This window comes from Bradyrhizobium sp. CCGB12 (assembly GCF_024199845.1).
GTDB lineage: Bacteria > Pseudomonadota > Alphaproteobacteria > Rhizobiales > Xanthobacteraceae > Bradyrhizobium.
Genome location: NZ_JANADO010000001.1, coordinates 7326409 through 7350709, shown reverse-complemented (window position 1 = coordinate 7350709; position 24301 = coordinate 7326409). Strand labels below are relative to the sequence as shown.

Genomic DNA, 24301 nt, shown 5'->3' with positions numbered 1-24301 from the left:
TGAAAACCTCTGGAGTCCGGCTCGCGCTTGCGCGCGCCCCGGAATGACGGAACGGACCCGTTCCGCCCTTGTTTCACCGCACTGTTTCGCCCACCTCAAGTCTGCTAGCAAGACCAGGAATTTGGCCGGGAACGCTGGGTATGTCGGTACAGGGTAGCATTGTCATTGGTGGCGGCGCGTTTGCAGGCTTGGCGCTGGCCCTGGCGCTGCGCCAGGGGCTCGGGCCCGAGATTCCCGTCATCGTCGCCGATCCCGCGCTCAGCATGCGTCCGAGCCGGGACCCGCGCGCCACCGCGATCGTGGCGGCCTGCCGCCGCCTGTTCGAGGCCGTCGGGGCCTGGGACGACGTTCGCGGCGAAGCGCAGCCGATCCTCGACATGGTCGTCACTGATTCCAGGCTGGAAGACGCCACCCGCCCGGTGTTCCTGAACTTCGCCGGCGATGTCGCGCCGGGCGAGCCCTTCGCGCATATGATCGAGAACCGCCGCTTGATCGACGCTCTGGTGGTGCGTGCGGAAGCCGAGGGCGTCGATCTGCGCGCCACCACGGTGTCGTCTTACGATGCGCGCCCCGAAGGCATCGAGGTGACGCTTGGCGATGGCAGCGTGGTCGCGGCGAGCCTCCTGGTCGCTGCCGATGGCGCCAGATCAAAGCTGCGCGAGCGCGCCGGGATTGTCACTCACGGCTGGGAGTATGACCAGTCCGGCATTGTCGTCACCGTCGGTCACGAGCGCGATCACGAGGGCCGCGCCGAAGAGCATTTTCTGCCCGCGGGCCCATTCGCGATCCTGCCGCTCTCGGGAAAACGCTCCTCGCTGGTATGGACCGAGCGCCGAGCTGAGGCCGCGCGCATCATCGCGCTGAGCGAAGCGGAATTTCACGGCGAGCTCGAGCAGCGCTTCGGTCTGCATCTCGGCGAGGTCAAGGCGCTCGACAAGCCGCGCGCGTTTCCGCTGTCCTATTTCGTCGCGCGCTCCTTCATCGCCGAGCGCCTCGCGCTGGTCGGCGATGCCGCCCATGTCATCCACCCGATCGCCGGCCAGGGCCTCAACATGGGGCTGAAGGACGTCGCGGCGCTGGCCGAGGTGGTCGTCGATTCGGCGCGGCTCGGCATGGACATCGGCGGCGCCGACGTGCTCGAACGCTACCAGCGCTGGCGCCGGTTCGACACCATGGCGATGGGCGTTGCCACCAACTCGCTGAACTTCCTGTTCTCCAACCAGTCGACCTTGCTGCGCACCGTCCGCGACATCGGTCTCGGCCTCGTCGATCGCGCCCCGCCGTTGAAGAATCTCTTCATCCGCCAGGCGGCCGGCCTCACTGGCGAGGTGCCGCGGCTGCTGAAGGGCGAGGCGTTGTAGGCCCTCTTCTCTCGCCGTCCCGGACAAGCGCAGCGGAGCGGAGCTCAGATCGGACTCCATGATCCCAGGGAGAATGCTCTGTGCTCAACGGAACTTTTTCTGCTATGCTTTCGAAGCTCTAGAGCGTTTCACATTTTGACTGAAGCGTAACCGGCGTTGGCGAAGTAGTTGGCGCATTCGCGAGGCTGGATGTCGTGGACGAGGTGACCGATGTGGCGCCAAGTGTCCTCGATGGTGCGCTTCTGAGCTTGCCGCATCCAGTGTTTGATCTTGGAGAAGGCCTGTTCGATCGGGTTGAGGTCGGGCGAGTATGGCGGCAGGTACCAGAGCCTGGCGCCAGCAGCCTGGATCATCTGCCTGACAGCTTTGGACTTGTGGCTTCCGAGATTGTCGAGAATGACGATGTCGCCTTCGCGCAGGGTTGGCAGGAGAAGGTGCTTCACATAAGCGCGGAAGCATTCGCCGTTGATCGGGCCGTCGAAGACGCAGGGTGCCGTGAGTTGGTCATGGCGGAGCGCGCCGAGGAATGTGAGGGTACGCCAGTGACCGTGTGGGGCGAAGCCGCGCAGGCGTGCCCCTTTGGGGCCCCAGCCCCGCAAAGGGGCCATGTTGGTCTTGATCCAGGTCTCATCGATGAAGACGAGCCGGCCCGGATCAAGTCCGGCCTGCCAGGATCGCCAACGCTGGCGCCTACGCGAGACGTCGGCGCGAGCCTGTTCGAGGGCGAACAGTGTTTTTTTTGAACCGCAGCCCTTCCCGGCGCAGGAACAGCCAGACCGCGTTGTGTGAGACCTTGACCCCACGGGCTGCCAGTTCCGCCTTCAGACCATGCAGCGTCAGGTGCGGCGTTTGAGTGATCCGCTCGACGATGAAGGCGCGGTGCGGATCGAGCACAGGCTTGCGGTGACCGCCCATCTTGCCAGGCACAACCGAGCCGGTCGCCCGCTGCCGCTGTGACCACTTCACAACCGACGAGACCGCAACACCAAACCGTTCCGCCACAGACCGGCAGCTCTCGCCCGCCAAAACCGCAGCCACCACACGCTCGCGAAGATCCAGGGAAAGAGGTCGGGTCATGCGATGCTGGCCTCCAATCCAGTCAGCATCTTGAATCACAATCCGCCAAAAACCGGAATCCCCTCCGATTCAATTAAGCAATGAAAGGCTCTAGGGAATCGGAATGCAACAAATTGCCAAACTTGCCGCGATCTTTTTTGTGGCGTCGGTCATTCCTGCATTTGCGGCAGATGTGCCTGCCAAGACGCCTTCATCGATTGCTGCTCCGGTCGCCAGCTGGACCGGTTTTTACGCCGGGCTGAACGCCGGGTATGGCTGGAGCGATGCCACGAGTTCGAACGTGGCAGTCGATCCCGCATCGGCGCTTCTCTTCGCGGTGGTCCTCCCGCCCGGATCCTTCGATACCAGGTTCGCGCAGGAAGGCGCGATGGCGGGCGGACAAGCAGGCGTCAATTGGCAGTTGTCGGATCGCTTCGTTGCCGGCATCGAAGCCGACATCCAATGGTCTGACATACACGGCTCCGACATCCGCTCGGCAGCTACAGCCATTCCCAACCTTCAGTTTACCTCGAACACGACCCGGAATCTTGAGTGGTTCGGAACGGTGCGCGCCCGGCTGGGCTTTCTGGCCACACCCGACTTGCTTCTCTACGGCACGGGAGGCCTGGCCTATGGACAGACGAACACAAGCGCTTCAATCGGCTTGACCCCACCCCCGGGTATTAACGTGGCGACCGGTTTTTCTGATCCCAGCGGCAATTTCACCTTTGCCTGCTCCAACGCTCCTGGATCGCCGCCGAACTGTTATTCGGGAAGCAGCCGGCAGACATCGGTCGGCTGGTCAGCCGGCCTGGGTGGGGAGTGGCGGTTCGCCGACCGATGGACCGCAAAACTAGAGTGGCTCCACATCGACCTTCCCGGAAACTCCGTTACGCTCGTCAGTCCATCTCCCCCGAGCAGCCCGGGGGTCATGACGAAGTACAACTTCGTGCATCAGGGTTATGACTTCGTTCGGGTTGGGCTGAACTATCAGTTCAGCGGCGGAGCCGTTGCGAAGCACTGAGTACTCAGAATACTCCGGTTAGAACAGGATCACCTTAACGGTAGACGGCCCGGTACGCTTTCCATCAATCGATCTTGCGCGCCTCTTCCGGCAGCATGATCGGGATGCCGTCGCGGATCGGATAAGCGAGCTTGGCGCTGCGCGAGATCAGCTCCTGCTTTGCAGCATCGAACTCCAGCGGGCCCTTGGTCAGCGGGCACACCAGAATCTCCAGCAATTTGGGATCGACGCTGGCTTCGGGGCGTTCGGTGGGCGTGTTCATTCTCAACTCTCCGGCAGTCGCCAAGGCCTCTAGCACAGATGTCCCGGCGGTGTCGCTATCCGGCGGGGGCCGAAACCATGGACGAGATCTCGTCGAGCAGTGTCTCCAACCGCGCCGTGGGCCGCGCCGTTCCCGAAAGCGCGAAGCCGAGGAAAGTCCAGTACAGGATTTGCGCACGCGCCTGCGAAGCGGCCGGCGCAAGGCCGCGCCGGCCGAGCATGTCCTCGATATAGTCGAGTCTTCGGCGATCGATGGCGCGCACCGCGGCCTGCGCCGACGGCTCGAACGCGGCCCAGTTGCGCACGGCTCGCTCGAGGTCGAGCTTTGCGCTGAAGGTCCGGCGCAGCAATGCCTGCAGCGGATCGCCCCGCTCGGCTTCGACATCGGCGATGATCTGCTCGGCTGCGATCTCGCGCCAGCGTTGCAGCAAGGCCGCGTGGAAGGCGCCGAGATCGGCAAAATGCCAGTAGAAGCTGCCGCGCGACACGCCCATGCGCTTGGCTAGCGGATCGGCCTTCAACGCCGTGAAGCCGCTTCTGGCGAGCGCCTTCAGCCCCTCCTTGATCCAGTCCTCGGCGGATAGCTGTTCGGTCATGTTCGGTTCCCCAAGTTCGACCATACACTAGTGTATTGACAGGCAGCGAGCCAGCGCCTATCTCTCCATACATAGGTGTATGGACTGAGCTTCAGGGAAGTTGGCGATGCGCGATCTCTTGCTCCAGTGTGCCGGCGTGCTGACCATCGCCGTGGCCCTCGTCCATGGCATTCTCGGCGAGACCAAGGTTTTTGCCCGCGCCCGTATCGAGCCGGAACGGCTCCGGACCCTGATCCGCCTGGTCTGGCAGGCTTCGACCGTGGCCTGGATCGGCGGCGGTGTGCTCCTGATCGGGGTGCCCTGGATGGGATCGGAGCCGGCGCGCCACTGGATCGTCGTCACCATGGCCTGTGTGTTCGGCTTCTCCGCCTTCGCCAATGCATGGGCCACGCGCGGCCGCCACTTCGGCTGGATGGCGCTGAGTGCCGTCGTCGTCATGACGGTCGCCGGTTACTGAATGTCACAACGACGAGCCACCCATCCAATCGGAGCGGTGTCATGGAAAATCGCGTATCGCTGACCATCGAGGAAGGTGCGGCTCATCTCCGGCTCAATCGTCCGGACAAGATGAATGCGCTCGACCCCGCGATGTTCGAGGCGATCATCGAGGCCGGCACGCAGCTTGGTGCGCGCAAGGACGTCCGCGCCGTGGTCCTATCCGGCGAAGGGCGCGCGTTTTGCGCGGGCCTCGACCTGGACCGCCTGCTCGCCACCGCGAATGGCGAGCCGCTGATCCCGCCGATCGACCTGACGCGCCGGACCCACGGCATCGCCAATTATGCCCAGCACCTCGTCTGGCTGTGGCGCGAGCTGCCGGTGCCGGTGATCGCCGCGGTCCACGGCGTGGCCTTCGGCGGCGGCTTCCAGCTCGCGCTGGGGGCTGACCTGCGCTATCTCGCGCCCGGGACAAAGCTTGCGATCATCGAGACCAAATGGGGCCTCGTGCCCGACATGTGCGGGACGCAGCTGATGCGCAACCTCGCCCGCGAGGACGTCGTGCGTGAGCTGACCTATACCGGGCGCGTCTTTTCGGCCGAGGAAGCGCTTGCCTACGGCTTCGCCACCCGGCTTGCCGATGACCCAGTGGTGGCAGCGCTCGCGATGGCGCGCGAAATTGCGGGCCGTAGCCCCGATGCCATCCGTGCAGCCAAGCGCCTGCTGAACCTGTCCGCGACCTCAGGCGTGGCGAGGGGACTTGCCGCGGAGACTGCCGAACAGGCCGCGCTGCTTGGTACGCCCAACCATATCGAGGCCGTCAGATGCAACCTCGAGGACTGCACGCCGCGATGGAGCCACGCATGAGCGAGCCACCCGGCTTCGACCTGCAAGCACTCGACGCGGTCAACGAATCCGCGGCGTTCAATCGCCTTGCAGGCATCGAAGTCGTCGCAGCCGGCGACGGCGGGGTGACCATCCGCATGAACTGGCGCAACGACTTCACCCAATATTCCGGACATCTTCACGCCGGCCTGATCGCGGCCCTGCTCGATACCGCCTGTGGCTTCGCTGCAGCGACGCTCGTGGGCGCCGTCACCGCGTCGCATTTCTCGATGAACTGCCTGAAGCCGGCCATTGGCCGTTACTTCGTCGCCAAGGGAATGACGCTCCGCGCCGGGCGCAGGCAGGTGTTCGCCCGCGCCGAGCTCTTTGCGGCTGATGAGCAGGACGATCTGGCGCTCGTCGCGACCGGCGAGACCGTGCTCGTCCCCACCGGCGAGCTGCCGCGCAGGAACGGCGGGAGTTGAAGCATGGCTCTGACACTCGTCACCGGAGGTACAGGTCATCTCGGCCGCGATATCGTCGATCGCATGTCGCGAGCCGGGCATCGCGTCCGGGTGTTTGCGCGATCGTCCGGCGCTCGGACCGACGTCGAATGGGCAATCGGTGATCTCGCCACAGGCACCGGACTGCGGGAAGCGCTACGTGGCGTCGACATGGTCATCAATGCAGCGACCTATTCGCCGATCGCGCGGCGTGGCGGTATCCGCCCAATCGACTTCTTCAGGTCGCCTTCTGCCGTCGATGTCGAAGGCACGGCGCGGCTGCTGTCGCTCAGTGAGGAGGCCGGGCTGCGGCACTTCCTGCACATCTCGATCGTTGGCCTCGACGAAGCAACGTTGCCCTACGCGCGGGTCAAGCTCGCCGGCGAAAGGCTGGTGCGAGCATCCGCCTTGTCCTGGTCCGTCGTTCGCGCGATGCCGTTCTATTATCTGCTCGACAAGCTGCTTTCGGGCCTCGGCTGGCTTCCGGTGTGGCCGGTGCCGACGACGCGGTTCAATCCCGTCGATACCTCTGATGTCGCCGACCACATCATGAATTGCGCGTTCGACGGGCAGCGCGGCGAGCGCGCGGAGATCGGCGGCCCCGAAGATCTCGATCTCGTCGCCCTTGCCCGCGCGTATCAGAATGCAAGGAGACTGCACCGGAAAATCCTGCCGGTCGATCTTTCGGAGGCGAAGGCACGTGGCATGGGCTTTGTCGTCAGCGAGGGAGTACGGGGAGATCTGACCTGGGCAGATTGGCTGCGGCGCCATTATCCGGAGGCGCGGGGTACCGCCTAGGGGCAATCGGCGAGGCTGATGGGCCATATTCCAACCGTGAGGCGTAAGGCCGCAGAGGCGTTTCAGAATCCGTGCGGATCACGGAGCGCGCTGATGTTTTGGCCGCCGTTAGAACGAATCTAAAATCGGTCACCCCCGAACCGGATTGACTTCACGTTCGCCTTTGCTTCCTTCGGCTGCGCTTCGCGCTGAACACACAGCGCACACGACAGAGGAGGAGACGTTCGTGAAGGTCATTCGTGTTGTTGCCATTGCACTGACGGTCGGGATTGGCATGGGATCGTCGGCCATGGCCGACGGGTTCAAGGACTGCACCAAGCTCGACAAGGCGTCGTGGAAGCCGGCCAGCGAAGCCGAAGCCAAGGCCAAGGCGGCCGGCTACGAGGTGCGACGCTCCAAGATCGAAGGCTCCTGCTACGAGGTCTACGGCGTTAAGGAAGGCAAGCTCTTCGAGCTGTTCTACAGCCCCGAAGACCTCAGCCTGAAGCACACGATCGCAAAGTAGTCTGCGTCAAGTAAGCTGCGTCAAGTAAACCTGGGCCAAGAACTGCGCGTGAGCCCCAAGGCGAAACGGGCTTGATGGAAGAAGCGGTGCGACAAACGCGCGGGGCGTCCGACGGGACCCCCGCGCATCGAATTGTTTCGCGGACGGTCGCGGTCTGGGACCTTCCGCTGCGCCTCTGGCACTGGCTGCTCGCGATCTCGGTTCTGATCGCGTGGTTCACGCCGCCCGTCTATGACGACCTGCACCGCATCGTCGGCTATACAGTCATCGGCCTTCTCGCCTTCCGCCTGGTCTGGGGCTTCACGGGCAGCCGCTATTCCCGCTTCCGGATGGTCGGCGTCAGGCTACGCGCCGCGCCTGGCTATCTCCGGAATCTGCGCCGCGGCATCACCGGCCGCTATATCGGGCTCAACCCCGCCGGCACCTTGATGCTGGTGGCGCTGCTGGTCTCGCTCGCGGTGTCAACGATCACGGGCGCGATGTCGGTGACCGTCACCTTCTTCGGCGTCTGGTGGGTCGAGGACACCCACCATTATTCGTCGGATGCTGTCATCGTCCTGGTCGTGCTGCACGTGTTCGGCGTGGTGCTGATGGGGATCCTCCAGCGCGAGAACTTGATCCGCGCGATGCTCACCGGCCGCAAGCACATCCGCAATCGCCCCTAGACGTGGTTGATCACTGCAGACGTTGTGCGTTCCACTTGCCGTCGGTGGGGCTACCTCAACCACAAATGTTCCGGAAATCGAATTGCGCGGGCAGCGTTAACGTGCCGCTAAGCATGCAACCGGGCATTGCACGAAATTAACACGAACAACGCTTAGCCCGTCCACCATCGACCACATTGGCGATGGAGCGATATTGGATGTTCCGCGTTTTTTCCTGCCTCACTGTCGAGCACGATTGGCGGCTCGTCCTGCTCGCTGGCGTGGTCTGCTTCGTCGCGAGCATCGTCGCGGTTAGCATCTTCCATCGCGCGATCGCGGCGCGCGCAAGGACACGGTTGATCTGGATCGCGATTGCCGGCGCCGCCATCGGATATGGAATCTGGGCGACGCATTTCGTCGCCATGCTGGCCTACGAGCCCGGCGTTACGACTGGCTACGGCATCACGCTGACCGCGCTTTCGCTTGCGACCGCAATGCTTCTGACGTCGGGGGGCTTTGGCGTCGCCGTCGGGGCTTCCGGCCGGTGGCGTGCTGCGGCAGGCGGCGTCATCATCGGCGGCGGCATTGCCAGCATGCACTATCTCGGAATGTGGGCACTTGAAGTGCCGGGCCACGTCGCCTGGTCGCTGGACCTCGTGATCGTCTCGGTCATTCTAGGCATGTTCCTCGGCTATGCCGCCCTCGCCGTCGCGATCAGGTACCAGGACTCCTGGGGCACCCTGACGGCGGCCGTCCTGCTGACACTCGCTATCGTGTCGCATCACTTCACGGCCATGGGCGCCGTGCAGATCGTTCCAGATCCGACGCATTCGACTGATGCCCTGTCGCTTTCGCCGGCTTTCCTGGCCCTTGCCATTGCTGGCGTGGCGCTATCCATCCTCGGGATGAGCCTGATCGGCGTCATGGCCGACCGCCGCCTGGCAAGCCGAACCAGCAAATTCGAGGAGATCATCAACCAGCTTTCGATCGCCCGGCGGCAGCTTGAAGGTTCGCAAAGAGAATTGCAGGAACAGAAGTTCAGGCTGGACACCGCGATCAACAACATGGTCGAGGGCCTTTGCATGTTTGATGGCGAGAAGCGGCTCGTCGTCTGCAACGAGCGCTATGCCCGACTCTATCAGCTGCCGCCGGAACTGCTGACGACGGGGACATCGCACGCCGACATCATCAGGCACCGCATCGTTACGGGAATCCTCAAGGGCGACTCGAGCGAGGGAGCTGCCGAGCGATTCAGCTCGAAACTGGCCGCGTTGCCGTTCGATGCAGTCTCCAGCAGGATCGATGAGTTTGCGGATGGTCGGTTGATTTGCGTGACGCGACAGCCAATGGCCGGCGGCGGATGGGTGGCCACGCATCTCGATGTCACCGAGCAACGCCGCTCCGAGGCCAAGATCACTCATATGGCGCAGCACGATGCGCTGACCGATCTGCCAAATCGCGTGCTGCTCAGGGAGCGGATGGAGCATGCCATTGCCGTTACGCGCAACGGCGGCGTCGATCTCGCCGTGCTCATGCTCGACCTCGATCGCTTCAAGGAAGTCAACGACACACTTGGACATCCGGCGGGCGATTCCCTGCTGCGCGCCGTCGCTGCCCGCCTGCGCGAATGCACCACCGAAACCGCGCTGATCGCTCGACTGGGCGGCGACGAGTTCGCGGTGATCGATTACGTGACCAACCCGGCGGTGGAGGCCGCCGCCCTTGCCGAGAACATCAGAAAGGCGCTTTGCGAACCCTTCGATCTCGGCGACCATCAGGTCACCGTCGGCACCAGCATCGGCATCGCCATCGCACCGCGCGATGGCAACGATTCCGACGTGATCATGAAGAGCGCCGATCTCGCCCTCTACTCGGCCAAGAGCGGTGGGCGCGGTGCATTCCGTTTCTTCGAGCCGGAGTTGGACGAGTTCATGCATGCGCGACGCAACCTGGAGCGCGACATGCGTGATGCGCTTGCCGGCCGTCAGTTCGAGCTCCACTACCAGCCGTTCGTCAGCGCTGCGACGGGCAAGACCGAGGGGTTCGAGGCCCTGCTGCGCTGGCATCACCCGCAGCGAGGCCTGGTCATGCCGGACGAGTTCATCCCGCTTGCGGAGGAGACCGGCCTGATCGTGCCGCTCGGAGAATGGGTCTTGAAGACAGCCTGTGCGGAAGCCGCCAAATGGCCTGCGCATGTCAGGATCGCGGTCAACCTGTCTCCCGCTCAATTCAGGAGCAAGGAGCTCGTTCCAGTCGTTATCGGCGCGCTCGCGAGTTCGGGAGTTGCGGCGCACAGGCTCGAGCTCGAGGTCACCGAGACGGTGATCATGCACGATAGCGAAGCTGTTTTCGCAGTCCTCGCTGAGCTGCGCGAGCTCGGTGTGCGAATCGCCCTGGACGATTTCGGCACGGGCTATTCATCGCTGAGCTTTCTGCAGAGATTCCCGTTCGACAAGATCAAGATCGACCGAAGTTTCGTCAACGATCTATCCGGCGCGAGAGCAGAGGCGCGCCATCTCGCGCAAGCGGTGGTTCGTTTCGCGGTCAGCCTCGGCAAGACGACGACCGCCGAAGGCGTCGAAACGAAGGAGCAGCTGGACATCCTCCGTGAAGAGGGCTGCGTCGAAACCCAAGGCTACTATTTCAGCCGGCCGATGCCTGCATCCGACATCGACAGAATGCTGCGGCGGGATGCCGGAGTAGTCGTCTGCGCTGCTTGAGCATCCAGGCCGTCACTGTAGCGGCGGATCGCCGCTGGTGCGTTTCTTGGCGAGGTCCATCTCGGTGACCGCGATCAGGATCTCGGCGCGGGTCTTCAAGTCGGGCGCTTCCAGCATGGCCTGCTTTTCCGCGGGGCCATAGGGCGACATCATCGCGAGCGCGTTGACCAGCGCCTCATTGGGCGCGCTTTCGACGCCTTCCCAGTCGACCTTGAGGTTGTTGGCCTTCAGGAAGTCCGCCAGCACCGCCAGCAGCGCTTCGCGATCGACCTCGTCCTCGCCCATGCGCGCGGTGAAATCGTCGACGAAGGTGAAGAAATCCACCTTGCATTGCCGGTAGGCGGTGAGCACGTCGAGCTCCTCGACCACCTTGAAGCGCGAGACGCCGGTGAGCTCGAGGATGTAGCGGCCGTCACCGGACTCGGCGAGCTGGGTGATGCGGCCGACGCAGCCGACACGAAACAGCGCCGGCTTGTCGGAATTCTTCGGCGAGTGCGCCACATCGGGCTGGATCATGCCGATCAGGCGATGGCCGTCGCGGAAGGAATCGTCGACCATCGAAAGGTAACGCGGCTCGAAGATGTTGAGCGGCATCTGGCCGCGGGGCAGCAGCAGCGCGCCCGGCAGCGGAAAGACCGGAATGATCTCCGGGAGGCTGGCGGGGCCGCGATATTCGATGTTGATCGGCATCTGCCCGGTCCCCTGGCCTTGCTAGCGCATGATCCGGATCCGAAGGACCGCTTTGGCGAAAAGTGTGGAGCGGTTTTCCGAACAGATCATGCTCAAAAAGGGCCCTTACGAAAACAGGATGGTCGACAAGCGCTTGCGTCCCTCGACGGTCGCATCATCCGTGCCGCCCCAGGCCTCGAAGAACTGCACCAGCTGCTTGCGGGCGCCGTCGTCGTTCCATTTGCGGTCGCGCTTGACGATCGCGAGCAGCTGCTCGGTCGCGGCCGCCCGGTTGCCCTGGGCATTGAGCGCGGTCGCAAGGTCGAAACGGGCCTGATGATCGAGCGGGTTTGCGGCGACTTTCTGTTCGAGCTCAGTCACCGGCCCCAATGATTCCGCCTGCTCGGCGAGATCGATCGCGGTCTGCACGGCCTTCACCGCGGGATCGTTGCGCTTGGATTCCGGCACCATGGCGAGCGTCTGCTTGGCCTGCTCCATCGCGCCGGACACGGCGTAGCACTTCGCAAGGCCGGCAAGCGCCGCGATGTTGGTCGAATCATGCTGGAGCGCCTCGGCGTAGATCTGGGCCGCGGCAGCCGCGTCGCCCTCGGCGAGCACGGCGTCGGCCTCCTGCACGATCTCGGCGACATTGACCTCGCCCGGGGCGGTCATGCCCTTGGTCAGCTTTTCGATGAAGGCGTTGAGCTGGCTCTCCGGCACCGCGCCCATGAAGCCGTCGGCCGGCTGGCCGTTGACGAAGGCGATCACGGCCGGGATCGACTGGATGCCCATCTGGCCCGGGATCGCCGGGTGCTGGTCGATGTTCATCTTGACCAGCTTGACCTTGCCCTTGGCGGCCCTGACCGCCTTCTCCAGCACGGGGGTGAGCTGCTTGCAGGGGCCGCACCACTCCGCCCAGAAGTCGATCAGCACCGGCTGGCGCTTCGATTCCTCGATGACGTCCTTCACGAAGGTCTGGGTGGTGGTGTCCTTGATCAGATCGGCCGCAGCCGGGCCCGCTCCATTACCCTGGTCGATGATCGTCACGGGATCCCCTCGTCTGATGTCTGGAATGGCGGCTCTTTAGCACGTCGCCAATACATATGCTGCGCTGTCGGCTCCTAAATTGGGCCGGGACGGCCGAATTTCAATCCATCGCGGCTGATTCGCCGGTTCCGGGGTGTTTTCGGGCGATTTGGTCGCATCCGGGCTCCATCTGGGGCCTCGGATTGCGAATCTATGCCGCCGGTAGCTGTTGCATTCCCCTCCCGCTTTTGGCATACGACAGCCGTTGTCGGCGCGTCACGCGACCGACACAGGATGCGGGTGTAGCTCAGTGGTAGAGCACGACCTTGCCAAGGTCGGGGTCGAGGGTTCGAGCCCCTTCGCCCGCTCCAATTTTTCCCAGAGCATCCAGCCAAACCGGGTCAGGCCGTGGTTCTCCACGCTGCTGGCGGCTGTCTTGGGTTTACTGTCTTGGGCCATGCAATGACGATACTGGTCACCGGCAGTGCCGGCCATCTCGGCGAAGCCATTCTCCGCACCCTGCGTGGGCGCGGCTCGCCCGTGCGCGGGGTCGATCTGAAGGAATCGCCCTTCACCGATGCCGCCGGCTCGATCGTCGACCCAGGCTTCGTGCGGCGCCAGATGGATGGCGTCTCCGCCGTCATCCACGCCGCGACGTTGCACAAGCCGCATGTGGCGACCCATACCAAGCAGGACTTCGTCGACACCAACGTATCAGGCACGCTCAACCTGCTCGAGGCTGCCGTGGCGGCCGGTGTGCGCAGCTTCGTTTTCACCAGCACCACCAGCGCGTTCGGCTCGCAGCTCCGCCCCGAGGCGGGACAGGCGGCCGTGTGGGTCACCGAGGACCTGCCGCCGGTGCCGAAGAACATCTACGGCACGACCAAGCTGATGGCCGAGAACCTCTGCGAGCTGTTCTTTCGCGAGCGCGGTCTGCCGATCGTCGTCTTGCGGACCTCGCGCTTCTTTCCGGAGGACGATGACGATCCGGCGATGCGGTCGGCCTACACGCTGGACAACGCGCAGGCCAACGAGCTGCTGTATCGCCGGCTGGATATCGCGGACGCGGTGAGCGCCCATCTGCTCGCCGCCGAGCGTGCGCCCAGAATCGGGTTTGGCCGCTACATCGTCTCGGCCACGAGCCCGTTCGAGCAACGCCATCTCCCAGCGCTCGCGCGCGATGCCGCCGGGGTCGTGCGCGAGCTCTATCCGGATTGTGCGCAGCTCTTTGCGGCGCACACCTGGCGCCTCTTCCCCGCGATCGACCGCGTCTATGTCAACGAGCGCGCGCGGCGCGAGCTGGGCTGGCGGCCCGAATTCGACTTCGCGCATGTGCTGCGCAGCCTGCAGGGCGACCGCGATTTTCGCAGCACGCTGGCACGCGAGATCGGGGCGAAAGGCTATCACGACACGGTGTTCGACGATGGGCCCTACCCCGTCACCTCGTAAGCGCCGCGATCGCAATTTTGCTCGACGCTTCAAATGTCTGTCTGGTGTCGCCGGGAGCGCGCTGGCCTGAGCCGTTCTACTGTGCATGGGGTTGTTTTCGCATTTTTGTTTGCCCCGCCCCTCGTGCCGCCACAAACGATCCACTGGCCATTTGATTCCGCGCTGCAGCGAGAGCGTTGTCGTCGCGGCGTTCGCCCTCATTGACACTCCGTCTCAATTTTTATTGAGCGCGACCGCGGTGCATGCGGCGCGCTTCTCACCGTTCGCAGATGTGCTAACCTTTTTGGGTCTGTCGCCCTGACAGACGTCCAACTTCGCCTCTCGACTAGAAAACAAAATAACGTGCAGCCCTGACGGCTGCCTTAGGGGAGTGACGCGATGAAATTCCATCGATCCGTCTTTCAATCCGTCCTGGCGCTTGCAGCGGTTGCCCTTCTCGCGGGGACAAGCGCTGGCCATGCGCAACAGCAGGACAAGAACCGGGCGCTGAAGAAATACGAATCCGGCACCAAGGAGTTCTGGACGCATCCGCCGGATGACTGGTTCCTTGGCGACGAGACCGAGGCGCAAAAGGGCCTGGCGCCGCCCTCGGGTCCGCCGACCGGCGCGTCCGAGGCCGAGCTCGCGGCGATGATGAAGAAGATCAAGCTGCCGCCGGGCTTCAAGATCGAGGTCTATGCGCCCGGCGTTCTTGCCGCGCGACAGATGGCCTGGGGTGACAAGGGTACGCTGTTCGTCGGCTCGTTCGGCCTCGGCAACGTCTATGCCATCAAGGACAACAACGGAAAGAAAGAGGTCAAGACCATCCTCAAGGGGCTGAACATGCCCACGGGTCTGGCCGTCAAGGATGGCGCGCTCTACGTCATCGCGGTCGACAAGCTGATCCGCTACGACGACATCGAAAACAAGCTCGACAATCCCGGCGAGGGCAAGGTCGTCTATGACGACATGCCGTCCTATGCCGCGCATGGCTGGAAGTATATCGCGGTCGACAAGGAAGGCTGGTTCTTCCTGCCGTTCGGACCGCCCTTCAACATCGGCATCCCGCCGACCAGCGTGTCGCAGATCCGGCGTGTCGATCCCAAGACCGGCAACGCCGAAGTCTGGGCGCTCGGCGTCCGCAACTCGGTCGGCGGCGACGTCGATCCGCGCACCGGCAAATTCTGGTTCACCGAGAACGCCCGCGACTGGATCAGCGACGATCTGCCGAGCGACAAGCTCAACATGATCTCAAAGATCGGCGAGCATTTCGGCTATCCCTATTGCCACCAGGGCAATCTGCCCGACGACAAGTTCGCGATGGGCCACAAGTGCTCGGAGTTCACGCCGCCGGTGTTCAATCTCGGCGCTCACGTGGCGCCGCTCGGCATGAAGTTCTATACCGGCAACCAATTCCCGGCCGAGTACAAGAACAGCATCCTGATCGCCGAGCACGGCTCCTGGAACCGGCATAAGTACCAGGGCGGCCGCATCGTGCGCATCACCGCCGGGCCCGACGGCAAGAACGCCAAGCAGGAGGTGTTCGCCTCCGGCTGGATCGAGGGCGACCAGGGCTATCTCGGCCGTCCCAACGACATCCTGCTCGACAAGGACGGCTCGATCCTCGTCGCCGACGATTGGGCCGGCGCGATCTATCGCATCAGCTACAGCAAGAAGTAGCGCGACAAGAGAAAGGAGGCTGCGACCGGGTGACGGTCGCAGCCTCTCTCGTTTTCAAAGCCAATGCCGCCGTTCCGGATTGCGCGCCAGCGCAAGTCCGGAACCCATAACCCCGAGTCGCGGTTATGGATTCTCGGATGCGCAATTGAGCATCATAGCTCGTGCTCGGCGCGCCCCCGGAATGACGCAGTCGATAGATCGGAATCCCAATCATGCGCCGGCAGTTCATCTCGCACGCAATCAGCGCGGTTGCGCTCGTCACGCTCGGCGCACTCTCCGCAAGCGCCGCCGACAATGCCGCGGTCAAGGAAAAGGTTGCCGTCTGCGCCGGTTGTCACGGCGAGAACGGCATCTCGCAGACCGAGAACATTCCCTCGCTCGCCGGTCAGCCCGATCAGTTCATCCAGTGGCAGCTGGTGTTCTTCCGCGCCGGCTCGCGCAAGAACGACCAGATGCAGCCAATCGTCGAGGAGATCACCAACGAGGACATCCGCAATCTCGGTGCTTACTTCGCCGCGCTGACGCCGCCGAAGGCGGCAGAGGACAAGGACCCGGATTTGTCGAAGAAAGGCGCGCAGGTTGCCGTCGGCCGCCGCTGCGCCTCATGCCACACGGATAGCTTTGCCGGCACCAAGGCCGTCGCGCGGCTCGCGGGTCAACGCGAGGAATATCTCGTCAAGGCGCTGCGCGACTACAAGAGCAGCCAGCGCGTCGGCGGCGGTGGCGCTGCGATGGCCGACGTCGCCTATCACATGAGCGACGAGGAGATCACCGCCGTCTCGCACTATCTCGCGCATTTCAAGTAGCGCGGAGCTGCTGCCACAAGCTCCGCTGTCGTCCCGGGTTCGCGCTGTGCGCGCCCCGGGACGACACCGAATGTGTGGCTGCCGCTACCCGGCCCGCTGCTTCTCATACGCCTTCAAATGCGTGTACGCGATGCGCAGCTTCGGCACGGGCACCTTGGCAGCGTCGGCGCGTACGATGAGATCGCCGATGACGTGATCGGCTTCGACCGGCAGGCCCGCCTTGATGTCGCGGAACATCGACGCCGTCATCGGCGAGCCCTCGGCGGTCAAATTGCCCTTCACCCGCTCGAAGAATGGCCCGCCCGGCGCATAGCCCGAGGCAGTGGCTATCGCGCTGGTCTCATCGAGCATGCCGAGCAGGAAATCCCGACCGCCGGGCGCGGCGAGGATGTTGCCGACGGAAGTGCGCATCAGGCTGGTCGATGCTGCAAGCGAAGACAGGAACACCCACTTCTCCCACATGTCCTGCATGATGTTCTGGCTGGCGGTGGCACCATTGATGCCGCTCTTGAAGGCTTCGTCGATGGCCTTGACGCGGTCCGACAGCTTGCCGTCGCGTTCGCCGTAATTGATCGACTGCATCGGCTGCAGCTGCACCACTTCGCGCTGCTCGTTGAGCGTCGCGGCGATCGCGCAGAGGCCGCCGAGCACGCGTTGGGCGCCGAATGTCTGATCGAGAACGTCGAGATGCTTCATACCGTTCAGCATCGGAATGATCGCCGTATCAGGCCCGACTGCGGCCGCGAACGACTTGATGGCGTCGTTGAGGTCGAACGCCTTGCAGCTCAAGAGCACGACGTCGAACTTGTCCTTGAGCGCGTCGGCCTGCACGGTCGGCGGATTCGTCAAGGTCACATCGCCGTTCGGACTCTTGATGACGAGACCGGCGCTGGCGAGCTCGCTGGCGCGGCGCGGCCGGACCAGGAAGGTGACGTCGCGGCCGGCCTGCAACAGCCTGCCACCAAAATAGCCGCCGATGGCGCCGGCGCCGACCACGAGGATACGCATGGGACAAACTCCGTTATTGTTGTTTTTCGGACAAAGGCGAATGGCGCATAGGGAGTAGCGAATAGAATAGCAAGCGGTGAAATGCGAGTAACGTTTCTACTACTCGCCATTCGCCATCCACTACTGGCCCCTCTCCAAAACCATCTCCTCGACCTCGCGCAGCTGCTCCTTGCCGAAGAACATCTCGTCACCGACGAAGAAGGTCGGCGAGCCGAAGGCGCCGCGCGTCACGGCGTCTTCTGTGTTCTTGATCAGCTTCCCCTTCACGTCCGGCTCCTGCGCTCGGGTAAACAGCCTTTGTGCATCGAGGCCGGAGGAGGCCAGCGCCTTTGCGGCGATTTCCGGATCGTCCATCTTCTTCGGCTCGCGCCACATGTGGTGGAAGGCGGCCTCGACGTATTCATCGAACACGCCCTCGAGCTGCGCCGCGATCGCCGTGCGCATCAAATTCAGCGTGTTGACGGGGAAGTGCGGATTCCAGACATAGGGCTGGACCTTGAAGCGCTTGACGAAGCGCTCGGTCTCAACCTGCTGGAACTCGCGCTTGTTCTTGATGCCGGCGAGCGTCTCGGCCGGCGACTTGTTGTTGGTCGATTTGAAGATGCCGCCGAGCAGGATCGGAACATACTCGAACTTGACGCCGATGCGCTGCTCGATCGCCGGGATCGCAAGATGGCTGAGATAGGCGTTCGGGCTGCCGAAATCGAACAGGAATTGCGGGGCGGTGCGGGTCAACTTCGTTCTCCCTGGCGGCGCTTTTCATCCATTGTGGCGCAGGCCGTGCCGCAGGTCCACTTTTTAATGATGGTCATAATACCTTGATGATCCCGTCAGATCAGACGCCGGATCGCCTGCTTGCGCCACACCAGGAGGTAATAGGCCATCTGCAAAACGAACATGGCGCAGAACACGATCGGATAGGCGGCCCAAACGCCCTCGAGGCCGATCGTGCGGCTGAGGATCACCGCCGCCGGTAGCTCGATCGCGACGATGGCAAAGATCGACAGCAGCATCGGCGTCAAGGCGACGCCGGCGGCGCGCATGGCACCGGAAAACACGGTGGCGAGGCCGAACGGCACCGAGCTCCACAGGGCGACGTAAAGGAGATTCTTCGCCAGATCGAGCACGGCGCCGTCGGTGATGAAGATGCCAAGCACCGCGCGCGGCACGAGGTAAATCAGCGCCACCAGCCCGCCGGTCAGGACGAGGTTGAACGCAACGCCGGCGCGAACGATGCCGTCGAGCCGCGCCCTGTCGCCAGCGCCGATCGCCTGCGCGCCGAGGATCGAGACTGCGATCGAAATCGACATCGCCGTGAACTGCGTGTAGCCCATCACCTGATTGACGGCGCCGTACGCGGCCGTGGCGTGTGAGCCGAAGCCGTTGACGAGCTCGAGCAGCACCAGCTCGGCAATCGCCATCACCACCATGCCAATTGCGCTCGGCAGTCCGATGCCAAGGATCCTTCCGAGCACGGCGCCGTTGAGCCTGAGATGACGCAGCAGTGCCGCGTCCGGTGCCAGTGCATGCTTCTTCCGGAGCAGATAGATGGTCAGCACGATCAGCGTTAGCGCGTTGGCAATCGCAGCTGCCCATGCCGGACTGGTGATGCCCGCCGCTGGCAATCCGAAGGCGCCGCGGATCAGCAACGGTGTCAGGATCAGGCCGACCGCGGTCGACAACGCCAGTGCCAGCAGTGGCGTCACGGTGTCACCGACGCCGCGGATCATCGCCGTCATCAGCAGGAAGACGAAGCCGAGCGGCATCGTCAGCAGCATGATGCGCGCATAAGCGCCGGCCTGGTCGAGGATGTCCGGAGGGGTAGCGAGCATGATCATCAATGGCCGGCTGAAGATCCCGCCAACCAGTGCAACCGTTGTCGAGAGCGTCAGGCCGATCGCGAGCGTCGTGCCGACGACGAGCTTGATCCTGCCGTGCTCGCCCGCGCCAAAGGCCTGCCCGATCAGCACGGTGGCGCCGGTGCTCAGGCCCATGACGAAGGCAAACAGGAAGAACATCACCGGGAAGAAGGCCGAGACCGCCGCGAGCGCGTCGATGCCGATCATCTGGCCGAGAAAGACGTTGCTGACGGTGCCGAACAGCGATTGCAGAGCGTTGCTCAGCATCAGCGGCGCAAGGAAGCGAAGGAATGTCGTCGAGAGAGGTGCGGACATGGACTTGCCTTTCATCAGGGCGTGCGAAGCCGTTGCCGCGCAATGCGCGGCTCGGCCGTTGATGGGGTTTTGAGAAGACGCGCCTAAGCGCGGTCGCTGTAGGCGAGCTTGACGATGTGGTCGCGAATGTCAGTCGGCCAATCGGCGATCAATCCGGTGAAGCGCCGCCGGTCGTCCGCGAACAGCGCGCGCGAGGCTTCCTCGAACTGCGGCAGATTGCCGGCCATGGTCGACATGAAGTGATAGGCCGCATCGCGCGCCTGCCGCTCGCGGTCCTTGTCGCCGCTGGCACGCCTCGCCTCGTCGACGAGCTTTCGCAGTGCGACCGAGGCGCCGCCCGGTTGCGCGTTGAGCCACTCCCAGTGCCGCGGTAGCAAGGTCACCTCGCGTGAGACGACGCCGAGCTTCGGCCGGCCCCGGCCGCGCGGCTCGGCGGGTGGTGCGGCCTCTTCAGCCGACGGCGGGATAAGCTTCGCCAAACGCGCCAGCACCTCGCGATCCCCGCCGCGCAGATCGAAGTCGATCGATCGGCCCGTGCCGTCCTCGAAGATGATGATGGGCTCGTCCGGCTGTGTTGCCATCCGCTTGACGACCAGTGCGACCTCTCCTGCCGGCCCGGAGACTAGGCGGCGCTGCCCTTGGAAAGCGGTGAAAGACTTTTGCATTGAAATCATTGCCGTATTGGTGACGTTGGGTTCTTTAATACCCGGGTAAATTACTAAGGTCAATATACCCGGGTGAAAATATCCGTCCGGATGGCTCGACATTGCGGTCCCGGGCTGGCAGGTACGCCAAGCCAAGTGACGAAGCTGGGGACCGCGCGATGCTGACTGTTCACCACCTCAACAATTCCCGCTCGCAGCGCCTGCTGTGGCTGCTCGAGGAGTTGGGCGTGCCCTACGAGATCGTACGCTATCAGCGCCAGCCGGACATGCGCGCGCCAAAGGAGCTGCGCGCCATCCACCCGCTCGGCAAGTCGCCTGTCATCACCGACAACGGCAACACCATCGCTGAATCGGGCGCGATCATCGAATATCTCCTCGTCACCTATGGCAACGGCCGGCTGATCCCGGCGCCGAACACGCCGGAGCGGCTGCGCTACACCTATTGGCTGCATTATGCGGAAGGCTCCGCGATGCAGCCGCTGCTGCTCAAGCTGCTGTTCACGTTGATGCCGAAGCGCGCGCCCGCGCTGCTGCGTCCGCTGGTGCGCAAGGTCTCGAACCAGGCGCTCACGGCGCTGGTCAATCCGCAGCTCAAGCAGCACATGGATTATTGGGAAGGCGAGCTCGGCAAGAGCGAGTGGTTCGCCGGCAACGAGTTCACCGCCGCCGACATCCAGATGAGCTTCCCGCTCGAAGCCGCGCAGGCGCGCGGCGGGCTGGAGCAGGGCCATCCCAAGGCGATGGCATTCTTGGAGCGAATTCATGCGCGGCCGGCGTATGCGCGCGCGCTGGAAAAGGGCGGGCCGTATCAGGTGGGGCGGTAAGTGTTTCCTTTCGTCATTCCGGGGCGGTGCGGAGCACCGAACCCGGAATCTCGAGGTTCTCAGGTGCGCACCATAGTTCGGTGCTGCGCGTGCCCCGGAACGACACCTCTCGGTCAATCCGCGTGCAGCACGCGTCCGCGCGTCTCCGGCAGCGCAAAGGCGGCGATGAAGAACACGACATAGGCGACCACCGCGAAGATCGCGATGGCGTTCGCAAGCGACGTCGTTGCCGAGAGCGCGCCGACCAGGAACGGAAACAGCGCGCCGATGCCGCGGCCGAAATTGTAGCAAAAGCCCTGGCCGGAACCGCGCAGCCGCGTCGGATAGAGCTCGGTCAGGAACGCGCCGATCCCCGAGAAATAGCCCGAGGCGAAGAACCCGAGCGGGAAGCCGAGTACCCACAGGATCTCGTTGTTGAGCGGCAGCTGCGTGTAGAGCAGCACCACCGCCATGGCACCGATGGAGAAGATCAGGAACAGATTGCGTCGCCCGATGCGGTCGGCAAGCCAAGCACCGGTGAGATAGCCGATGAAGGAGCCGATGATCAGCGTCGAGAGATAGCCGGTCGAGCCGACGATCGACAGATGCCGCTCCTTGGTCAAGAACTGCGGCACCCAGAAGGTGATGGCGTAGTAGCCGCCCTGGCACCCCGTCGCCATCAGCGACGCCAGGAGCGTGGTTTTCAGGATCGGGCCGGAGAAGATCTCCCAGAGCGCCGGACGATCACCGCTCGCCGCCTGCCTCGCGCGGGCCTCGGCCGCGATCTCCGGCTCCGTGACCGAGCGTCGGATGTAGAACACGAGAAGCGCCGGCAATGCGCCGATCACGAACATCCAGCGCCACGCCGTCTCCGCCGGCAGGACCGAAAACAGGATCGCCTGCGACAGCACGGCAAGACCCCAGCCGACCGCCCAGCCCGATTGCACCGAGCCGACGGCGCGGCCGCGATATTGCGGCCGGATCGCCTCGCCCATCAGCACGGCGCCCGCCGCCCATTCGCCGCCGAAGCCGAGCCCCAGCACGGCACGTGCGATCAGGAGCTGGTCGAAATTCTGCACGACGGCGCAGACCAGCGAGAAGAACGAGAACCAGATGATGGTGATCTGGAGCGTCCTGACCCGGCCGATATGGTCGGAGAGATAGCCGCCGAGCCAGCCGCCGATTGCGGAGGCGAGCAGCGTCACGGTGCCGGCAAGTCCGGCCGACGCCGCATCGACCTTCCACAGCGCGATGATGGTACCGATCACCAGCGGATAGATCATGAAGTCCATGCCGTCGAGCGCCCAGCCCGCCGCGCAGGCCCAGAACGTCCGGCGCTCCGGCGCGTTCATGTCGCGGTAGAACGCAAGAAGGCTGGTGTCCTCGATCTCGGCGCGTTCGATGCGCTCAGTCGGGTCGGTCGTGGTCATGTGCATTTCCCGGCGATTTTCTTCGGCCGGGCGGTGGTAGCACGCGCGTCTGGCTGCGCAAGTTGCGGCGGGCCTTCGTGCCATGCAGTTACAGAGCTACTGCCCCGCTGCTTCTGCGCCTCGCGTGCGGGGATCCGGCGCGCCGAGCGGCCCGTTCGGCGTCACGAGAATCGAATTGGCCGACGTCTGCCCCATCGGCTCGACGACGGAGTGGCCCATCGCCTTCAGCGCGAGCAGAACATCGCCGGGAAAGCCGCTTTCGACGCGCACCTCGTCCGGCAGCCATTGGTGATGCAGCCGCGGTGCGGCGACGGCGGCGGCCACGTCCATCTTGTAGTCGAGGACGTTCACGATCACCTGCAGCACGGTCGAGATGATGCGGCTGCCACCGGGCGAACCCGTCACCAGCACCGGCTTGCCGTCCTTCAACACGATGGTCGGTGACATCGACGACAGCGGCCTCTTGCCCGGTCCGGGCAGATTGGCCTCGAAGCCGACGAGGCCGTAGGCATTGGAGGCGCCGACGGCTGCGGTGAAGTCGTCGAGCTCGTTGTTGAGCAGCACGCCGGTGCCGTCAGCAACGAGGCCGACGCCATAGCTGAAGTTCAGCGTATAGGTATTGCTGACGGCGTTGCCGCGGCCGTCGACGACGGAGAAATGCGTGGTGTTGCTGCCCTCGCGCGGTGAGGTGGCGGCAGAAAGGAGCTCTTTCGACGGCGTGGCGCGATCGGTGGAGATGCCGGCGCGCAGCTTGTCGGCGTAGTCCTTTGCGGTCAGTGTCTGGATCGGTGCGTTGACGAAGGCGGGATCGCCGAGATAACGCGCGCGGTCCGCATAGGCGCGCTTCATGGCTTCGATCAAGAGATGCGACGCCGGCGAACCCTGCTTCAAATCGGCGAGCTGAAAACCTTCGAGGATGTTGAGCGTCTCCACCAGCACCACGCCGCCGGACGAGGGCAGCGGCATCGATACGATGTCGTAGCCGCGATAGGTGCCGCGCACCGGCGTGCGGATCACCGCCTGGTAGGACTTCAGGTCGGCCGGCGTCATGATGCCGCCGGCGTCGGTTACGGACTTGGCGAGCCTTTCCGCAACGAGCCCCTCGTAAAAACCGCGCGGCCCCTGTGCGGCGACGGCCGACAGCGTCTCGGCTAGATCGCCCTGCACCAGCCTGTCGCCTTCGCGGAGCGGCGTCCCATCCGCGCGCGAGAAGATTTTGGCCGAGGAAGGCCAGCGTGCCAGCCGCCGGTGCCAGCCCGGCAGCGTATCGGCCATGTCGTCGGTGAGGACAAAACCGTCTCGTGCGAGCGCGATCGCAGGCTCGATCAGTTGCGCCAGCGTGAATTGACCCGAACCGTATTTCTCCAGCGCCAGGGAGAAACCGGCAACCGTGCCGGGCACACCGACGCCGAGTGCGGAATCGCGCGACTTCGCCGGATCAGGCTTGCCGTCGGGTCCGAGGAATATCTGCGGCGTGGTCGCAGCAGGCGCGGTTTCGCGATAGTCGATCGCGATGTCTTCATTGCGATCGGCGGAATGGATCACCATGAAGCCGCCGCCGCCGATATTGCCGGCGCGCGGATAGGTCACGGCCATCGCGAAGCCGGTGGCGATCGCGGCATCAACGGCATTGCCGCCGCGCCGCAGGATGTCGGCACCGACCTGTGCAGATATCTTCTCCTGCGCCACTACCATGCCGTGTATGGCAGCGACGGCGCGCACCGTGTCGCGCGCGGGCGGGACATAGCCCGGCCGCGCATCCTGCGCGGTTGCAGGCGCAAGACCGAACGCCAGAGTTGCTACGAAGGCGAAAAATGTCCGCCGTGTCGAAAAAGACGACATCATCAAACTTCCCGCCGTGGCCTGGAGCCGGTTCACACGCGT

24 protein-coding genes and 1 tRNA gene are annotated in these 24301 nt (G+C 64.1%); 14 read left to right on the top strand and 11 right to left on the bottom strand.

All coding sequences use genetic code 11. The features are described 5' to 3' along the window. Positions 1-140 precede the first annotated feature (140 nt). Positions 141-1361, top strand: coding sequence for a ubiquinone biosynthesis hydroxylase (locus NLM27_RS33610; RefSeq protein WP_254147362.1), 1221 nt, complete (start codon positions 141-143; stop codon positions 1359-1361). Positions 1362-1489: 128 nt separating this feature from the next. Here NLM27_RS33610 and NLM27_RS33605 read toward each other — a convergent pair. Beyond that, positions 1490-2438 (bottom strand): IS630 family transposase gene (locus NLM27_RS33605; RefSeq protein WP_254141712.1). Its coding sequence is split into 2 segments (ribosomal slippage): positions 1490-2101 and positions 2103-2438, totalling 948 coding nucleotides; the frame shifts between segments, so codons are not numbered across the junction. A gap of 103 nt (positions 2439-2541) precedes the next feature. Between NLM27_RS33605 and NLM27_RS33600 the strand changes: the two genes are divergently transcribed. Then, entirely contained in the window at positions 2542-3441 is a 900-nt protein-coding gene (locus NLM27_RS33600; RefSeq protein WP_254147361.1) for an outer membrane protein, read from the top strand. Between the two features lie 64 nt (positions 3442-3505). On the opposite strand, the gene NLM27_RS33595 is transcribed toward NLM27_RS33600, so the two are convergent. Together NLM27_RS33595 and NLM27_RS33590 are read right to left on the bottom strand one after the other, a co-directional pair. Continuing rightward, positions 3506-3703 carry a Trm112 family protein gene (locus NLM27_RS33595; RefSeq protein WP_166811546.1) on the bottom strand — a complete coding sequence of 66 codons (198 nt, stop codon included), beginning with the start codon at positions 3701-3703 and terminating at the stop codon, positions 3506-3508. Positions 3704-3758: 55 nt separating this feature from the next. Next, a complete protein-coding gene (locus NLM27_RS33590; protein WP_254147360.1) occupies positions 3759-4298 on the bottom strand; it encodes a TetR/AcrR family transcriptional regulator in 540 nt (179 codons plus the stop codon). Between the two features lie 106 nt (positions 4299-4404). On the opposite strand from NLM27_RS33590, the gene NLM27_RS33585 reads away from it, so the two are divergent. The 7 genes from NLM27_RS33585 (at position 4405) to NLM27_RS33555 (ending at position 10728) form a co-directional block, all read left to right on the top strand. Beyond that, entirely contained in the window at positions 4405-4755 is a 351-nt protein-coding gene (locus tag NLM27_RS33585; RefSeq protein WP_254147359.1) for a hypothetical protein, read from the top strand. A 41-nt stretch (positions 4756-4796) separates the two neighbouring features. Then, complete coding sequence (locus tag NLM27_RS33580) at positions 4797-5600, top strand: crotonase/enoyl-CoA hydratase family protein (protein ID WP_254147358.1); 804 nt, start codon at positions 4797-4799, stop codon at positions 5598-5600. After that, complete coding sequence (locus NLM27_RS33575; RefSeq protein WP_254147357.1) at positions 5597-6043, top strand: PaaI family thioesterase; 447 nt, start codon at positions 5597-5599, stop codon at positions 6041-6043. Before NLM27_RS33580 ends, NLM27_RS33575 begins: the two co-directional genes overlap by 4 nt. A 3-nt stretch (positions 6044-6046) precedes the next feature. Beyond that, positions 6047-6859, top strand: a complete 813-nt coding sequence (locus NLM27_RS33570; RefSeq protein ID WP_254147356.1) for an SDR family oxidoreductase — start codon at positions 6047-6049, stop codon at positions 6857-6859. A 226-nt stretch (positions 6860-7085) separates the two neighbouring features. Next, the gene (locus NLM27_RS33565) at positions 7086-7364 is read left to right on the top strand and encodes a PepSY domain-containing protein (RefSeq protein WP_254147355.1); all 279 of its coding nucleotides are present in this window, start codon (positions 7086-7088) and stop codon (positions 7362-7364) included. Positions 7365-7435: 71 nt separating this feature from the next. Beyond that, positions 7436-8029, top strand: coding sequence for a cytochrome b/b6 domain-containing protein (locus tag NLM27_RS33560; protein ID WP_254147354.1), 594 nt, complete (start codon positions 7436-7438; stop codon positions 8027-8029). A gap of 197 nt (positions 8030-8226) precedes the next feature. Beyond that, positions 8227-10728 (top strand): EAL domain-containing protein, encoded by a 2502-nt coding sequence (locus NLM27_RS33555; RefSeq protein ID WP_254147353.1) that lies wholly within the window; start codon positions 8227-8229, stop codon positions 10726-10728. A 12-nt stretch (positions 10729-10740) separates the two neighbouring features. Here the strand turns inward: NLM27_RS33555 and NLM27_RS33550 are convergent, their stop codons facing one another. Both NLM27_RS33550 and trxA read right to left on the bottom strand, forming a co-directional pair. Then, positions 10741-11418 (bottom strand): LON peptidase substrate-binding domain-containing protein, encoded by a 678-nt coding sequence (locus tag NLM27_RS33550; RefSeq protein WP_254147352.1) that lies wholly within the window; start codon positions 11416-11418, stop codon positions 10741-10743. Between the two features lie 105 nt (positions 11419-11523). Beyond that, positions 11524-12444 carry a thioredoxin gene (gene trxA / locus NLM27_RS33545; protein ID WP_254147351.1) on the bottom strand — a complete coding sequence of 307 codons (921 nt, stop codon included), beginning with the start codon at positions 12442-12444 and terminating at the stop codon, positions 11524-11526. Positions 12445-12719: 275 nt separating this feature from the next. Between trxA and NLM27_RS33540 the strand changes: the two genes are divergently transcribed. The 4 genes from NLM27_RS33540 to NLM27_RS33525 all read left to right on the top strand — a co-directional run bounded on the left by NLM27_RS33540 (position 12720) and on the right by NLM27_RS33525 (position 16337). Then, a tRNA-Gly gene (locus NLM27_RS33540) sits at positions 12720-12794 on the top strand. A 91-nt stretch (positions 12795-12885) separates the two neighbouring features. Further along, positions 12886-13872 carry an NAD(P)-dependent oxidoreductase gene (locus NLM27_RS33535; protein WP_254147350.1) on the top strand — a complete coding sequence of 329 codons (987 nt, stop codon included), beginning with the start codon at positions 12886-12888 and terminating at the stop codon, positions 13870-13872. Between the two features lie 378 nt (positions 13873-14250). Next, complete coding sequence (locus NLM27_RS33530; protein WP_254147349.1) at positions 14251-15531, top strand: sorbosone dehydrogenase family protein; 1281 nt, start codon at positions 14251-14253, stop codon at positions 15529-15531. A gap of 212 nt (positions 15532-15743) precedes the next feature. Beyond that, the gene (locus tag NLM27_RS33525; RefSeq protein ID WP_254147348.1) at positions 15744-16337 is read left to right on the top strand and encodes a cytochrome c; all 594 of its coding nucleotides are present in this window, start codon (positions 15744-15746) and stop codon (positions 16335-16337) included. A gap of 84 nt (positions 16338-16421) precedes the next feature. On the opposite strand, the gene panE is transcribed toward NLM27_RS33525, so the two are convergent. The 4 genes from panE to NLM27_RS33505 all read right to left on the bottom strand — a co-directional run bounded on the left by panE (position 16422) and on the right by NLM27_RS33505 (position 20184). Next, complete coding sequence (panE, locus tag NLM27_RS33520; RefSeq protein ID WP_254147347.1) at positions 16422-17345, bottom strand: 2-dehydropantoate 2-reductase; 924 nt, start codon at positions 17343-17345, stop codon at positions 16422-16424. A gap of 120 nt (positions 17346-17465) precedes the next feature. Then, entirely contained in the window at positions 17466-18080 is a 615-nt protein-coding gene (locus NLM27_RS33515; protein WP_254147346.1) for a 2-hydroxychromene-2-carboxylate isomerase, read from the bottom strand. 95 nt (positions 18081-18175) lie between these two features. Continuing rightward, positions 18176-19534 carry an MATE family efflux transporter gene (locus NLM27_RS33510; RefSeq protein ID WP_375142291.1) on the bottom strand — a complete coding sequence of 453 codons (1359 nt, stop codon included), beginning with the start codon at positions 19532-19534 and terminating at the stop codon, positions 18176-18178. 68 nt (positions 19535-19602) lie between these two features. Further along, the gene (locus NLM27_RS33505; protein WP_254147344.1) at positions 19603-20184 is read right to left on the bottom strand and encodes a DUF2239 family protein; all 582 of its coding nucleotides are present in this window, start codon (positions 20182-20184) and stop codon (positions 19603-19605) included. Between the two features lie 158 nt (positions 20185-20342). Between NLM27_RS33505 and NLM27_RS33500 the strand changes: the two genes are divergently transcribed. Further along, a complete protein-coding gene (locus tag NLM27_RS33500) occupies positions 20343-21008 on the top strand; it encodes a glutathione S-transferase family protein (protein ID WP_254147343.1) in 666 nt (221 codons plus the stop codon). A 113-nt stretch (positions 21009-21121) separates the two neighbouring features. Here the strand turns inward: NLM27_RS33500 and NLM27_RS33495 are convergent, their stop codons facing one another. After that, entirely contained in the window at positions 21122-22417 is a 1296-nt protein-coding gene (locus NLM27_RS33495) for an MFS transporter (protein ID WP_254147342.1), read from the bottom strand. A gap of 96 nt (positions 22418-22513) precedes the next feature. Next, positions 22514-24262: a gamma-glutamyltransferase gene (gene ggt, locus NLM27_RS33490; protein ID WP_254147341.1), complete on the bottom strand. Its 1749-nt coding sequence runs from the start codon at positions 24260-24262 to the stop codon at positions 22514-22516. Positions 24263-24301 lie beyond the last annotated feature (39 nt).